A 14,666-nucleotide genomic window follows, 5' to 3' on the forward strand; every position below is an offset into this window, starting at 1 on the left:
GTTTCCTACCCTCTGTCCGTCAGCGATCGCGCAGGCGGAAGCCGCCCACCACCCGAGCCAGGCGGTCAGCCTGCTCGCTGAGCCTCTCGGCGGCGGTGGTCGACTCCTCCACCAGCGCGGCGTTCTGCTGGATCGTGCGGTCGAGGTCGGCCACCGCCACGCTGACCTGGCCGATGCCATCGCTCTGTTCGCCAGCTGCCATGCTGATCTCGCCGAGCATGTTGGCCACCCGGTTCACGCTGGCCATCAGCTCGCCCATGCTCTCGCCGGCACGGCTCACCAGCTCGGTGCCGTTGACGACACGCTGGCTGGATGCCTCGATCAGCGCGCGAATGTCGCGCGAGGCCTCGGCGCTGCGTGTGGCGAGCTGGCGCACTTCGCCCGCTACCACGGCGAAGCCGCGGCCGTGCTCACCGGCCCGGGCGGCTTCGACCGAGGCGTTGAGCGCCAACAGATTGGTCTGGAAGGCGATGCCGTCGATGACCTTGACGATCTCGCCGATCTGCTCCGAGGAGCGACTGATCTCCTGCATGGTATCCACCACCTGGCCGACCGTGTCGCCAGAGCGCTGGGCGACCTCGGCGGCTGACTTCGACAGGCCGTTGGCCTCCCGCGACGAGGCCGAGGTGTGCTCGACGGTGGCCGAGATCTGCTCCATCGAGGCGGAGGTCTGTTGCAGGCTGGCAGCGGCCTGCTCGGTGCGCCGCGACAGGTCCTCACCGCCGCTGGCGATCTCGCTGGCCGCCACGCGTACCGATTCGCTGCTGTCGCGCACGTCGATCAGCACGTCGTGAATCTTGTCGACGAAGGCATTGAACTGGGTGGCCAGCTCGGCACTCTCGTCACGCCCGCGCACCGGCAGTCGCTGGGTCAGGTCGCCATTGCCACTGGCGATCTCGCGCATGCGCTCGGCCAGCAGGCGCAGCGGCCGGGATACGCGCGTGCCCACCCACCACAGGGCGGCGAGCCCCAGTGCCGCCAGCAGCAGGCCGACCAGCGCCATGCCCAGGGTATCGGCGCGCCGCTGCTCGCCCAGCACCTCCTGTAGCGTTGTCAGCTCACCCATCACGGCCGTCTCGGGCAGGCGGATCAGCAGCGTCCAGGGCATCTCGCTAGCCCCAATGGTGAACGGCTGATAACGCTCCAGCATGCCGGCCCGCGCCAGACTGACACTCTCGCCCCGTTCGCGGGCTTGTTCGATGGCACCGAGCACCTCGGCGTCGAAAGTCTCGCTGGCTGCCGCACCGAGCCGGTCGGCATCGCCGGTATGGGCCACCAGGCCACCGCGCCCCGCCACCAGCGCCATTTCGCCCGCCCCGCCGTAGAGCGACTGGTTGGCCTCGAGCAGCAGTGCCTGGATGAAGTCGAGTGCCAGGTCGACCCCGGCGACACCACGAAACGCGCCATCGACGACGATCGGCACGTTGAACGAGGTAACCAGCAGCGTCTCACCGCCATAGTCGTAGGGTGCCGGGTCGATGATGCAAGGTGCGAGCGTCTCGCGTGGGCAGAGGTAATACTCGCCTTCGCGCACACCGCTGGCGAGCACGGTCGTGCTCTCCATGGTCTCGCCTAGTGGCAGCACCTCGACGCGGCCCTCTCCAGTGCGATACCACCAGGGCATGAAGCGACCGCTGCCGTCGTAGCCGTCGGCTTCGCCGAGGTCGGCATACAGCGCATCGCGGCCGAAGGCATCGGGCTCCCAGCCGATGAAGGCGTCTAGCAACGAGGGATTTTCGACCACGCTCTGACGCACCAGGTTGGAGAGCTCGCGGCGGCTCAAGGACAGGGCGCGACGTCCGCTGGCGTCCTGCTGGCCCATCAGCGCATTGGTGTCGGCCAGTTGGGTGGCCAGGGTCAGCGCGTGTTCGAGTTCACGCTGGATACGGCCAGCCTCGGCATCGGCCAGCACCGCCAGGCGTTCGTCGATCGCTCCCTCGAGCAGTTCCCGGGTATGGGTTTCGACGGTCTGCTGGGTACGTGCCGAGGAGAACAGACCATAGACGACCAGGGCCACGACCACGGCCAACAGGCAGGGTCCGGCCAGCAGGACCACGAATTGACGGATCGATTTGAGATGCATTGGGCGCTCTCGCTGAAAGGGGAAGCATGTTGCAGCGAAGTAAACTTCACAGCCATGCCTACCTTATCGGCAAGAACGCCCACGCCTTGAGCGGAAGTCGTGGCTCGCTCAGCGCATATCGCTGACGGCTTCCTGGATATCGTTCAGCGGCGCCTTGGACAGATCCTTGTCCAGGGTGTGGATGATCAGCTTGGTGGTGGGTCCATCGAGCTTGTCGCGTAGCACGCCCAGAAAACGCGGCGGGGCCACCAGGATCAGTTTGTCCATGCTGTTGTCGACCCGCGCCTTGTAGATGCGCTCGGCAATCTGCTTGGCGAAGATCTCCGCCTCATGATCCAGGGCGACGCTGTCGCCGCGGCTGGCACGTCGCGTATGGGATGTCGACTCGTCGACGCTTCCCGTGGTACCGGTGACCAGATCGCCCTCGTGCAGGCGCCCTTCGGCGTGCACCAGACTTTCCTTTTCCTCGAGCTTGAGCGCATCGCGAGTGAACACGCGCGCCCGAGCGGCATCGGCGACCACGATATACGTTGTCATAGCCTCTCCTTGATGCAGTATATGGGAACGCCCGCGGCGGGCTCTCGACTTCAACATGGCAAGGGCCGCCAGGAAGGTCAACCGGCTGTCCCTCAAGCCCCTTGTCTAGAGCTCTTGTCTAGAGCACCTTGCGCCGCAGCAGTCCCGTCACCGCTTCGCCGATCAGTACCAGCACGATGATGGCGATCAGGATGGTGGCCACCGTGGGCCAGGCGAAGGTGTCGATGGCCCCTTGCAGGATCACTCCGATACCACCGGCACCGACCAACCCAAGTACCGTCGACTCGCGGATGTTGATATCCCAGCGCAGGATGACGATGGCGAAGAAGGCCGGCATCACCTGCGGCACGATGGCATAGGCGATCACCTTGGCCTTGGAAGCGCCGGTGGCTTCCATGGCCTCCACCGGCCGACGGTCGATCTCCTCGATCGCCTCGCCCATCAGCTTGCCGATGAAGCCCACCGAGCGAAACATGATGGCCAGAATCCCCGCCAACACACCCGGGCCGAAGATGGCCACGAACAGAAGCGCCCAGATGATGGTGTTCACCGAACGACTGGAGACCAGGATGAAGCGTCCCAGCCACAGACAGGCACGATTGGGCGTGGTGTTCTGGGCGGCGATATAGGAGACCGGCAGCGCGATGAAAATCGTCAGCGCAGTGGCCAGCGTGGCGATGTGCACCGTCTCCAGCAGCGCATTGGTGATGGCCGCCAAGCGCGAGGGATCGGGCGGCCACATGCGCGCGCCCAAGTTCGAGATCTGGTTGGGAGCATCCCATACCCAGGGCCAGAAGATGTCGATGTCGCGCACCGCCCAGTAGACCACCATCACGGTGACGAGCAGCACGGCGTAGCGAATCAGGCGCTGCTTGCGATCGTAGCGCCGCCACACGCGGTCGGCCATGGCACCGGCGTGATCTACCATATCTTCTTCCTCACCCAGCCGCTGATGCCTTCGCTGACCAGGATCACGGCGATGATCGTGAGCAGGATGGCGAAAGCGAAATCGTAGTCGTAGCGACCGAAGGCATTCATCAGGGTGCCGCCGATCCCCCGGCGCCGACGATGCCGACCACCGCCGAGGCGCGCAGGTTGCTGTCGAGCTGATACATGGAGAGCCCTACCTGGCGCGGCAGGATTTGCGGGAACACGGCATAGACCAAGGTCGCGAAGTAACCCGCCCCGGCTGCCTTCATCGCCTCGACCTGGCCCCAGTCGATCTCCTCAATCTCTTCGGCCAGCAGCTTGCCGACGAAGCCTATCGAGTAGACCGTTAGGGTAAGGATACCGGCCAGCGGCCCGAAGCCTACCGCCGCGACGAAGAGGATGGCCACGATCACCGGATGAAAGCTGCGCGAGACGATGATCACTGCGCGCCCGAGCAGATAGATCGGCTTGGGAGCCACGTTCTTGGCCGCCATCACCGCAAACGGAATCGACAGTGCCACACCAAGCAGGGTGGCCAGGATGGCGATCTGGAAACTCTCCTTGAAGCCGCTGATCAGCAAGCCGCTGCGCTCGAAGCTGGGCGGAAAGCCGCCGCCGAAGATACGTGCCGCCCGCGGCAGGCCCTCGCTGATGCGCGCCCAGTTGAACGGCAGCGAGCCCAAGGCCCATACCAGGTAGACGATCACCGCCAGCCACAGCCCATAGCGCAGCACTGGATTGGAAATGAAGGGCGGCTTGCGCCAGGTGCGCGGCACGCCGGCGTGGTCAGGTGGAGTCATGGGCCACCCCTTGTGTCGAACGGCCGGGCTCCGCGGTGATCTCCTCCTCGGCCGTCTCGATACCACCATAGATGGCGTCGAGCGCCTCCTTGCCGAAATCAGCCGGCGCACCGTCGAAGATCATCCGCCCGTGACGCAGGCCGACGATGCGCTCGGTGTAGGCCTTGGCCTGGGCCACGTTGTGGATGTTGATCAATACCGGCAGCGAGAGTTCGTGAGCCAGGCTCTGCAGCAGCTTCATGATCTGCTCGGAGGTTCGCGGGTCAAGCGAGGCAGTGGGTTCGTCGGCGAGCAGGATCTCGGGCTCCTGCATCAGCGCCCGCACCACGCCGACCCTCTGCCGCTCGCCGCCCGAAAGCTCGTCGGCCCGCTTGTTGGCGTAGTGGGCGATACCCACCCGCTCCATCAACTGGAAGGCGCGCTCGATGTCGCTCTGTGGGTAGCGCCGGGTGATCGCCTGAAACAGGTTGACGTAGCCGAGCCGACCGGCCAGCACGTTCTCCATCACCGTCAGCCGATCGATCAGGTTGAAGCCCTGGAAGACCATGCCGATCTTGCGCCGGGCCCGACGCAGTTCGCGCCCCTTGAGCGTCACCAGCTCGGTGCCGTTGAGCCTGATCGAACCGGAAGTCGGCTCCACCAGGCGATTGATACAGCGCAGCATGGTGCTCTTGCCGGCCCCGGAGGCACCGACGATGGATACCACGCTGCTGCCCTCCACCGTCAGATCCAGCTCCTTGAGCACCGGCTCGTCACGGCCGTAGCGCTTGACCAGTTTCGAAATTTCCAGCATTCATCCACCTCACGTACAAGGGACAGGTGCGCCCCCGGCCATGCCGGGGGCGCCGGCGCCACGCGCCAGGCTCACTCCTGTTCCAGATCCTCGCGGGTGTAGCGCACGCCGTTGGCGGACTGGATGGTGCGGATCACTTCCCAGTGCTCCTGGTAGTTGATGGGAATGAACTTCTCCACGCCCTCGAACTCGTCGCCCAGCGCAGTGCCCGCGAAGTCGAAGGAGAAGAAGGCCTCCTCGATCTTCTCGACCAGGTCGGGATGCAGGTTATGCGCATAGTTGTAGGAGGTGGTGGGGAAGCGATCGGATTCGTAGATCAGGCGCACCTCGTCCTCGTCGTACAGGCCGCGCGCGGCCATGCGCTCGACCACCTCGGAAGCCACCGGCGCGGCATCGTAGTCGCGGGCGACCACGCCCAGCATCGATTGATCGTGGCTGCCCGAGTAGACCACCTCGTAGTCTTCGTCGGGCACGATGCCGAGCTCCGGGAACAGGGCGCGCGGCGCCTGGTTGCCGGAGTTGGAGGTGGGAGAGGTGTGCGCGACCCGCTTGCCCTTGAGGTCCTCCATCTCCTCGATGTCGGAGTCGACATGGGTGTAGACCTGCAGGGTGTAGCCGAACTGGCCATCGTCGGAGCCCATCAGGGCGAACGGCACGGCGCCGGCGAGGTTCACGGCGAATGGCGTCGGGCCGGTGGAAAAGCCGGCGATATGCAGCCGGCCGCTGCGCATGGCCTCGACTTGCGCCGAGTTGGACTGCACGGCGAAGAAGCGCACGTTGCGTCCGGTAACCTCCTGCAAGTGATCGATGAAAGGCTGCCAGATGTCGGAGTAGATCGCCGGATCCTCTACCGGGGTGTAGGCGAAGATCAGCGTATCGGGATCGGCCCACTCGGATTCGTCGGCGGGGCGGTCGGCGACCATGTCACCATCCTCGTCGCAGTAGAGGGCATCCAGGTCACCGCGCGGGCAATCGGTTTGAGCCTGGGCCTGAGCCGATAGCAGCAGGGCCAGCGGCAGCAGCGAGGAGAAGGCCAGGGTGGCCAGGGGGACGGTAAGAAAGGCTTGGCTATTGTCATTGGCGTGTCTCTCTGTATCACTGTCATTATGTTGTTTTCAGCGATGGCGGGAGCGAGGATGCCCGGAGAAGCCGCTCATCTGCTCGAAAGCGAACACGGGAGGTTCCAAATGATCGCAAACGAAACTAACCAACAATCTAGGTAGTATGACAATACGATGTCAATTCGATTTCATTCCGCTTCGGGCCAACGCAACAACCGCTATCTCCTGATGCGCCACGGCCATAGCCAGGCCAATGCCGAGCACCTCATCATCAGCACTCCGGCCCGTGGGCTTGCGGGATATGGACTCTCGGCAGCAGGCCAGGTGCAGTTGGACGAACTGCTCGCCAACTGGCGCTGGCCGTTCCCGACCCGTATCCTGCATTCCGACTTTCTGCGCACCACCGAGACCGCCAGGCGAGTGGCCGATCACTTCGGCCTTGGATTGCAACCCGAGCCACGCCTGCGCGAGCGCGATTTCGGCAGCTTCGAGGGGCTCCCGGACAGCCGCTATCCAGAGGTTTGGGCCCATGACGCGCGCAGCCCCGAGCACTGCGAATACGGTGTCGAGAGCGTGGCCAGCGTGGCAGCCCGTATGCAGGGCGTCATCGCCTCACTGGAGCAGACGCTGCGTGACGAAACCATCCTGCTGGTGAGTCATGGCGACCCGCTGCAGATCATGCTGACCGCTCTCGAGGGACGCCTGCTGAGCGAACACCGCGCCCGCGAGCCGCTGCTGCCCGCCAGCATCACTATGCTCGACTGAGCGCAGACGCTCGGTTTCCCGATGTAACGGCTGACGCTCGTCCTCCAACTGAGGTAGCATCGAGACACCGGCAGGGAGGTCGGTCACTTCATCGTACTGCGATGCTTCAACGGGAGGACCCCGATGCGACAGTTTCTCTTTCCCCGCCGCCCCATGTCCCGCGGCGTCCTGCTCTTCATTCACGCTCTGCTCCAACTCGGCCTGCTGGCTGCCGCCGCGCTGTGGCTGCTGCCGCGCTCGCCTTGGCTCACCGCCGTTGAGTGGAACCAAGTCTGGCCGAGCCTTGCAGTGGGGGCCGGGCTCTGGATGGCCGCGGCACTCACCTTGCGTCTGCTCGTCGAACTTTGCTTGTTGCCGTACCACTTGGGCCCCCGGGAGGGCTTTGCCCCCGGCGACATGGTGACCCGCTCCTTCGAGCGTCGACCAGCCGTGCACGATGCCCAGGCGGCCTGGACCAGCGAGGCACGTTCGATCGAAATCGAGCCCAGCGTTCTCGGCAGCGCACGGGTAACGCGTCCCGCCGACCCCTTGAGACCACAAGGGGGCATCTGATGGTGCGCTCCTGAAGGCCTGGCAACCTTTCGCCGCATTTCCTTATGTAAAGCTCATGTAAAGTTCTGTTATGATCGGCCCACCGCCCGATGGATGAGCTTTCCCATGCCGGCACCGATCCACCCCGTCGCCACACGCCTCCTCACTGCTCTTGCCATGGGCAGCCAGGCGTTGACGAAAGGGCGCTTCTGGGGCGATGGCGTCGATACCCTACTGCGCGAGATCGGCCTGGCAACCGGCGCCAGCCGCGTATGGATATTTCAGTTGCTCGAGCTGCAGGAGCACGCCGTCATTCAGGACTATGTCTTCGAATGGGCAGCCGCACCACACTACCGCCAGCTCACCCACAAGCACTTCCGCTTTTTTTCCACTGCCTTTCACGACCCCCTTTATCGACGCATGGTCGAAGAGCGCCAGCGCGGCATGTCACAGCATTTCATTACCGCGAGGATGGCTCACGGTCCGCTACGCGAAAATCTCGAAAGCCAGCACATTCGCTCGATGGTCACAGTGCCGATCATGATCGATGACGGCTGGTGGGGCACGCTGGGCATCGACGACTGCGAGCGCGAACTCGAATGGGAGGGAGGCGAACTCGAGGCGCTGGTAGTGGCCGCCGAGTTGATCGCCTCGGCCATCTATCGCCATCAGCTCTCGAGCCGGCGACGCCAGCTCGAGCTGTTCCAGCAAGTGACCGACTGTGGCATCTGGGAGATCGACCTGGCCAGCGGCTCGACTTGGTGCTCGCGTGCCTTGCTACTCATGCTGGGCTATCCCGATGGCTACGCCCGCCTGCCGCTACGCCGCCTGCTGGCACACATCATGCCGACAGACCGGCAGCGGTTGTGGCTCCAGCTACGTGAATGCCTCGCGCGCTCACGCCAAAGCTGCCGCCTCGACGTCCGCTTGCACAGCAATGGAGTCCTTCCACGCTGGCACGAGCTCGTCGCTGAACTGACCCTAGACGAAAATGGCCGGCCCAGCGGCATTTCGGGCTTGGTCATCGACATCACCCGGCGCAAACAAGGCGAAGAGCGCGCCAGGATCGCCGCCGAGTACGACGAACTCACCGGGGTGATGAACCGCCGGGGGCTGACGCGACGACTGCACGCGGCGCTGGACGAACCGCAGCCCGCCGCTTGCCACCTGTTGCTGCTCGATATCGACCACTTCAAGCAAATCAACGATGGCTACGGTCATCCCGCGGGCGACGCGCTGCTGAGACAGCTGGCCACCCAACTAAGCAATGAACTGCGTGGGCAGGATGCACTGGCCCGGGTGGGCGGAGAGGAGTTCGCCATACTGGTCAGCGGCCTCGACGACGCTCAAGCGCTACAGCTCGGAGAGCGGCTGAGAGCCAGCGTTGCCGATACGCCCTTTCCCCTGCAACGGCTTGCCTGCGATGTGAAAATCCGCCACATCGACATCACCGTGAGCATCGGAATCGCCGCCTTGTGTCCGGACCAAGAGCCCAGTCATGCCCAGGCACTGGCTACGGCCCAGGCTGACCAGGCGCTGTATGCCGCCAAGCATGCCGGACGCAATCGCGTGCTGCTGTATGGGCAGCATGCGAATGTGCCGGATCCGCAAGAAGCTACGGATCCGGCAAGCCTGCACTTTAGTGGCCCAGGATCTGGCTGAGGAAGAGCTGGGTACGCTCGGACTGCGGATTGTTGAAGAAGGGCTCAGGCGCGTTCTCCTCGATGATCTGGCCCTGGTCCATGAAGATCACCCGGTCGGCGACCGTCTTGGCAAAGCCCATCTCATGGGTCACGCAGAGCATGGTCATGCCCTCCTCCGCCAGCTCCACCATGACGTCGAGCACTTCCTTGATCATCTCCGGATCGAGCGCCGAGGTCGGTTCGTCGAACAGCATCACGTCGGGATGCATGCACAGCGAACGGGCGATCGCCACGCGCTGCTGCTGCCCCCCGAGAGCTGTCCCGGGTACTTGCGCGCCTGTTCGGCGATACGCACCCGCTCGAGATAGCGCATGGCCTGCTCCTCGGCCTCGCGGCGCGGCTTCTTCTGCACCCACATCGGCGAGAGGCAACAGTTCTCCAGTACCGTCAGGTGCGGGAAGAGGTTGAAGTGCTGGAACACCATGCCCACGCTGCGGCGAATCTGCTCGATGCGCTTGACGTCTTGGGTCAGCGGCACGCCACCGACCACGATCTCGCCGGCCTGGTGCTCCTCCAGGTGGTTGATGCAGCGGATCAGCGTCGATTTCCCCGAGCCCGAGGGGCCACAGATGACGATCCGCTCGCCGCGCTTGACCTCCAGATCGATGTCGCGCAGCACATGGAAGTCGCCGTACCACTTGTTGACGCCGCGCATCTCGACCATGAGGGTCTCGGTGCCGGCCTGGGTTGCCTGTTCAGTCATTGTTCTCATTCCTATCTCTTATGGCCGGTGTGGAGTTTCCGCTCCAGGTACTGGCTGTAGCGCGACATGCTGAAGCAGAAGACCCAGAACATGAACGCGGCGAACACGTAGCCCTCCAGCGAGAAGCCCAGCCAGCGAGAATCCGACAGCGCCGCCTGGACGATGCCCAGCAGGTCGAACAGCCCGATGATCATGACCAGGGTGGTGTCCTTGAACAGCGAGATGAAGGTGTTGACGATGCCGGGGATCATCATCTTCAGCGCCTGGGGCAGCACGATCAGGCCCATGCGCATCCAGTAGCTCATGCCCAGCGCCGCCGCGGCTTCCTCCTGGCCACGAGGGATCGCCTGCAACCCACCGCGGATGACCTCGGCCATGTAGGCGCTCTGGAATAGCGTGATACCGATAAAGGCCCGGATCAGGCGGTCGACGCTGACCCCGGTTGGCATGAACAGCGGCAGCATCACCGACGCCATGAACAGCACCGTAATCAACGGCACGCCGCGCCAGAACTCGATGAACACCACGCAGAAGCTCTTGACGATGGGCATCTGCGAACGGCGCCCGAGCGCCAGCAGGATACCGATCGGCAGTGCCCCGACCATGCCCACCACGGCCAGCACCAGGGTCAGCATCAGGCCGCCCCAACGATGGGTCGGCACCTGCGGCAGGCCGAAGTGACCGCCATAGAGCATGAAATAGGCGAATATCGGAAAGGCCACCAGGGTCGCCAGTGCCACCCAGCGCTTGAACGGCAGCCGCGGAATCGCCAGCCAGGCGATCAGAGCGGCGAAGGTGATGAAGGTCACATCGACCCGCCAGAGTTCACTACGCGGATAGAGCCCATAGATGAACTGGGTGAAGCGGGCACTGACGAACACCCAGCAGGCCCCCTCACGGGAACAGTCGTCACGGCTGGTGCCGATCCAGTCGGCGTTGATGAAGGCCCACTGGATGGTAGGCGTCAACAACAGGTAGAGCAGGTAGATCCCGATCAGGGTGAATACGGTATTCACCGGCCCGCTGAACAGGTTGGCACGCAGCCAGGCTATCGGCCCCACGGTGCTCCTGGGTGCCGGACGCGCCTCTATCATCTTGTGTTGTATCGTCATGGCGCCTCTCCTAGCGTTCCACCAGCGCCACGCGGGCGTTGAACCAGTTCATGAACATCGACACCAGCAGGCTGATGGTGAGGTAGACCGCCATGGTCATGGCGATGACCTCGATCGCCTGCCCGGTCTGGTTGAGCGTGGTACCGGCAAACACCGAGACCAGATCCGGATAGCCGATGGCCGTTGCCAGCGAGGAGTTCTTGATCAGGTTGAGGTACTGGCTGGTCAGTGGCGGAATGATCACGCGCAGGGCCTGAGGCACCACCACCAGGCGCAGCACCAGGTTCTGCGGCAGGCTCAATGCCTGGGCCGCCTCGGTCTGGCCGTGGGGTATCGCCTGGATGCCGGAGCGTACGATCTCAGCGATGAACGAGGCCGTATAGATCGACAGCGCCAACCACAGGGCCAGGAATTCAGGGATGATGGTGATGCCACCACGGAAGTTGAAGCCGCGCAGCTCCGGTACGTCCCAGGTGACCGGCACACCGGTGACAAACAGCACCAGCAACGGCAAGCCGACGATCAGCCCCAGGGAGATCCAGCCGGCAGGCAGGCGCTGGCCGGTGGCTTCATGGCGCCGCTTGTTCCAGATCGTCAAGGCGATACTGGCCACGATGGCCACGCCGAAGGCCAGCGGAATCAGGCCGAACCCCGACTCGAACAGCGGCTCCGGCACGTAGAGGCCGCGCACGTTGAGAAAGATCACCTCACCCAGCGAATAGCTGTCCCGCGCCGACGGCATGGCGCGTAGCACGGCGAAGTACCAGAAGAAGATCTGCAGCAGCAGGGGAATGTTGCGGAATATCTCGATATAACCGCTGGCCAGCCTGGCGATCAGCCAGTTGGGCGACAACCGGGCGATCCCGACGGTAAAGCCGATGATGGTGGCCGCGATGATGCCCAGCGCAGAAACCAGCAGCGTGTTGAGCAGGCCCACCACGAAGGTACGACCGTAGGTACTCTGGGACGAATAGTCGATCAGGCTCTGAACGATGCCGAAGCCGGCGGTGTTGGTCAGGAAGCCGAAGCCGGTAGTAATGCCGCGCGCCGCCAGGTTGTCCTGGGTATTGCCGATGATGTAGAGCAGAAAGACCACCACCGCGGCAATCAGCAGGGCCTGGAAAATCAGCGCACGTTTGGCGCGATCACGCCAGAACGGCGGTTTTGGGCCCAGCGAATGGGCCTTGGGTCGAACGGACATGAAGGGACTCTCCGCCTGGATCCGTCAAGCAGGTATCCGCCAGCGGCCCGGGGATATCCGGGCCGTGGCAGTACGAGGATCGGGGCATCCCGCGATGCCCCGGGCGGTACGATCAGCGAATCGGCGGAGCGTACTGGATGCCGCCTTCGGTCCACAGCGCATTGATGCCGCGCTCGATCTGCAGCGGTGAGCCCATGCCCACGTTGCGCTCGTAGCTTTCGCCGTAGTTGCCGACCTGGCTGATGATGTTGTAGGCCCAGTTGGCGTCGAGACCCATGCCTTCGCCGTAGTTACCGTCCTGGCCCAGCAGGCGGGCGATGTCCGGGTCCTCGGAGTTGCGCATCTCGTCGACGTTCTCGCTGGTGACGCCCATTTCCTCGGCATTGAGCATGGCGAACAGCGACCACTTGACGATGTTGAACCACTGGTCGTCACCCTGGCGCACCACCGGACCCAGCGGCTCCTTGGAGATGACTTCCGGCAGGATCACGGACTGGTCCGGGTCGGAGAGCTGGATGCGCAGCGCGGCCAGCTGGGAGGTGTCGGAGGTCAGCACGTCGCAGCGTCCGGCCTCATAGCCGCCCACGGTCTGCTCCGAGGTATCGAAGACGATAGGGTCGAACTGCATGTCGTTGGCACGGAAGTAGTCGGCCACGTTGAGCTCGGTGGTGGTGCCGGACTGAACGCAGATTGCCGCGCCATCGAGTTCCTTGGCGCTGGAGACGCCAAGATCGCGGTTGATCATGAAGCCGATGCCGTCGTAGAAGTTCACGCCGGCGAAGTTGAGGCCCAGGGTCGTATCGCGGGTGGTGGTCCAGGTGGTGTTGCGCGAGAGCAGGTCGACCTCGCCGGACTGCAGCGCGGTGAAGCGCTCCACGGCATTCAGCGAGATGTAGCGCACGGCCTCGGCATCGCCGAACACCGCCGCCGCCACGGCGCGGCAGACGTCAACGTCCAGACCCTGCCATTCGCCCTGATCGTCCGGAGCGGAGAAGCCCGGCAGGCCGTCACTCACACCACACTGCACAGCGCCACGCTCGATGGTGTTCTGCAGGGTGTTGGCCGAAGCCAGGGAGGCGGTACCCAGAGCCAGTGCGGCTGCAGAAGTGAGCAGCACCCACTTGTTCTTGTTGTCGCGCATGTAGGATCCCTCGTAGATGGTTTGGAGTTCTTGAACGCAGCATGCCGGAGCATGTGCCTGCACCTTAGCAAGGTTTGTTCCAAGGCAGGGATAGTGCAGGCAAAACTCTTATTCAACGCTCACAGCGGAGGCGATCCGGCCTGAACCGTTGCCCCAGCTTGGTGCAACCAGGCATGCCTCAGCGCACCGGTGGCGCATAGTGCAGCCCACCCTCGGTCCAAAGAGCATTCTGGCCACGCGCAATGTTGAAATCGGAACCGGCGCCCACGTTGCGTTCGAACATCTCACCGTAGTTGCCCACTTGCTTGACGATCCGGTAAGCCCAGTCGGCAGTGAGTCCCATGCCTTCGCCGTAGTTGCCGTCGCGGCCCAGCAGGCGGGCGATGTCCGGGTCCCCGGAGTCGAGCATCTCGTCGACGTTCTCGCTGGTGACGCCCATCTCCTCGGCGTTAAGCATGGCAAACAGCGACCACTTGACGATATTGAACCACTGGTCGTCGCCCTGGCGTACGGCCGGCCCCAGCGGCTCCTTGGAGATGACTTCGGGCAGCACCATGGCGCTCCCAGGGTCGGCAAGCTGCATACGCTGGGCGTAAAGCTGGGACGCGTCGGAGCTGAGTACGTCACAGCGCCCGGCCTCGAAGCCCGCTATCGACTGCTCCGGCGAGTCGAAAACCACAGGCTCGTACTCCATGCCATGGTTGCGGAAGTAGTCGGCCAGGTTGAGCTCACTGGTGGTGCCCGACTGAGTGCATACCGCCGCGCCGTCGAGCTCCGTGGCGCTTTCCACTCCCAGGTCGCTGGCGACCATGAAGGCCTGGCCGTCGTAGTAGCTGACACCGGTGAAATTGATGCCCAGCGTCGTGTCGCGAGTCGACGTCCAGGTAGTGGTGCGCGACAGCACGTCCACTTCGCTCGATTGCAGCGCCGTGAAACGCTCCACCGAGTTCAGCGGCACGAATCGTACCTTTTCGGCATCGCCCAGCACCGCGGCGGCAATGGCCCGGCAAACATCGGTATCCAGGCCCCGGTAGACGTCTTCATCGTCCAGCGCCGAAAAGCCCGGCTGGGCCGCATTGACACCACAGCGCACCTGATCGCGCTCCAGAACATCGTCGAGCGTTGCCGCCTGAACCGAGCCGATGCCGCCCAGCATCAACGCCGCTGGCACCAGCCACGCCAGCCTATCGTCATGGATCATGTCGTTCCCTCGTTGTTGGCAATCATGGCAGGCCATCGATAGGCCTCGCTCCATGATTAGCGCATCCCCCCAGCGCTTGCACGGTGCGGTGCGACGCGGAAGGCG

Annotated in this window: 12 protein-coding genes and 2 pseudogenes; 3 read left to right on the top strand and 11 right to left on the bottom strand. The window is 64.0% G+C overall.

Annotated elements, in window-relative coordinates:
* Positions 1 to 19 precede the first annotated feature (19 nt).
* From EKK97_RS22645 to phnD, 6 genes and pseudogenes are all read right to left on the bottom strand, one after another.
* Entirely contained in the window at positions 20 to 2,083 is a 2,064-nt protein-coding gene (locus EKK97_RS22645; protein WP_159555408.1) for a methyl-accepting chemotaxis protein, read from the bottom strand.
* Positions 2,084 to 2,191: 108 nt separating this feature from the next.
* Entirely contained in the window at positions 2,192 to 2,620 is a 429-nt protein-coding gene (locus EKK97_RS22650) for a host attachment protein (protein ID WP_159555410.1), read from the bottom strand.
* Between the two features lie 118 nt (positions 2,621 to 2,738).
* A complete protein-coding gene (gene phnE / locus EKK97_RS22655; protein WP_159555412.1) occupies positions 2,739 to 3,548 on the bottom strand; it encodes a phosphonate ABC transporter, permease protein PhnE in 810 nt (269 codons plus the stop codon).
* Positions 3,542 to 4,350: pseudogene (phnE, locus tag EKK97_RS22660) on the bottom strand (phosphonate ABC transporter, permease protein PhnE). The gene phnE (EKK97_RS22655) and the pseudogene phnE (EKK97_RS22660) overlap by 7 nt, the downstream one beginning before the upstream one ends.
* Positions 4,337 to 5,143, bottom strand: a complete 807-nt coding sequence (gene phnC, locus EKK97_RS22665; protein ID WP_159555414.1) for a phosphonate ABC transporter ATP-binding protein — start codon at positions 5,141 to 5,143, stop codon at positions 4,337 to 4,339. Before phnC ends, phnE (EKK97_RS22660) begins: the two are co-directional and overlap by 14 nt.
* Positions 5,144 to 5,214: 71 nt before the next feature.
* On the bottom strand, positions 5,215 to 6,066 hold the full coding sequence (gene phnD / locus EKK97_RS22670) for a phosphate/phosphite/phosphonate ABC transporter substrate-binding protein (protein WP_236551322.1): 852 nt from the start codon (positions 6,064 to 6,066) through the stop codon (positions 5,215 to 5,217).
* A 312-nt stretch (positions 6,067 to 6,378) separates the two neighbouring features.
* Here phnD and EKK97_RS22675 point away from each other — a divergent pair, with 312 nt between their 5' ends.
* From EKK97_RS22675 to EKK97_RS22685, 3 genes are all read left to right on the top strand, one after another.
* On the top strand, positions 6,379 to 6,969 hold the full coding sequence (locus EKK97_RS22675) for a histidine phosphatase family protein (RefSeq protein WP_159555416.1): 591 nt from the start codon (positions 6,379 to 6,381) through the stop codon (positions 6,967 to 6,969).
* A 123-nt stretch (positions 6,970 to 7,092) separates the two neighbouring features.
* On the top strand, positions 7,093 to 7,521 hold the full coding sequence (locus EKK97_RS22680) for a hypothetical protein (RefSeq protein ID WP_159555418.1): 429 nt from the start codon (positions 7,093 to 7,095) through the stop codon (positions 7,519 to 7,521).
* Positions 7,522 to 7,626: 105 nt separating this feature from the next.
* On the top strand, positions 7,627 to 9,162 hold the full coding sequence (locus tag EKK97_RS22685; RefSeq protein ID WP_159555420.1) for a sensor domain-containing diguanylate cyclase: 1,536 nt from the start codon (positions 7,627 to 7,629) through the stop codon (positions 9,160 to 9,162).
* On the opposite strand, the pseudogene EKK97_RS22690 reads toward EKK97_RS22685, so the two are convergent.
* The 5 genes and pseudogenes from EKK97_RS22690 to EKK97_RS22710 all read right to left on the bottom strand — a co-directional run bounded on the left by EKK97_RS22690 (position 9,140) and on the right by EKK97_RS22710 (position 14,561).
* Positions 9,140 to 9,867, bottom strand: a pseudogene (locus EKK97_RS22690) (amino acid ABC transporter ATP-binding protein). The gene EKK97_RS22685 and the pseudogene EKK97_RS22690 overlap by 23 nt on opposite strands.
* 50 nt (positions 9,868 to 9,917) lie before the next feature.
* A complete protein-coding gene (locus EKK97_RS22695; RefSeq protein ID WP_159555422.1) occupies positions 9,918 to 11,018 on the bottom strand; it encodes an amino acid ABC transporter permease in 1,101 nt (366 codons plus the stop codon).
* Between the two features lie 10 nt (positions 11,019 to 11,028).
* Positions 11,029 to 12,219: an amino acid ABC transporter permease gene (locus tag EKK97_RS22700; RefSeq protein ID WP_159555424.1), complete on the bottom strand. Its 1,191-nt coding sequence runs from the start codon at positions 12,217 to 12,219 to the stop codon at positions 11,029 to 11,031.
* A 112-nt stretch (positions 12,220 to 12,331) separates the two neighbouring features.
* Positions 12,332 to 13,360: an amino acid ABC transporter substrate-binding protein gene (locus EKK97_RS22705; protein ID WP_159555426.1), complete on the bottom strand. Its 1,029-nt coding sequence runs from the start codon at positions 13,358 to 13,360 to the stop codon at positions 12,332 to 12,334.
* 178 nt (positions 13,361 to 13,538) lie between these two features.
* The gene (locus EKK97_RS22710; protein ID WP_159555428.1) at positions 13,539 to 14,561 is read right to left on the bottom strand and encodes an amino acid ABC transporter substrate-binding protein; all 1,023 of its coding nucleotides are present in this window, start codon (positions 14,559 to 14,561) and stop codon (positions 13,539 to 13,541) included.
* Between the last annotated feature and the right edge of the window lie 105 nt (positions 14,562 to 14,666).

Source organism: Billgrantia tianxiuensis (assembly GCF_009834345.1).
In the GTDB taxonomy this organism is placed as follows: domain Bacteria; phylum Pseudomonadota; class Gammaproteobacteria; order Pseudomonadales; family Halomonadaceae; genus Halomonas; species Halomonas tianxiuensis.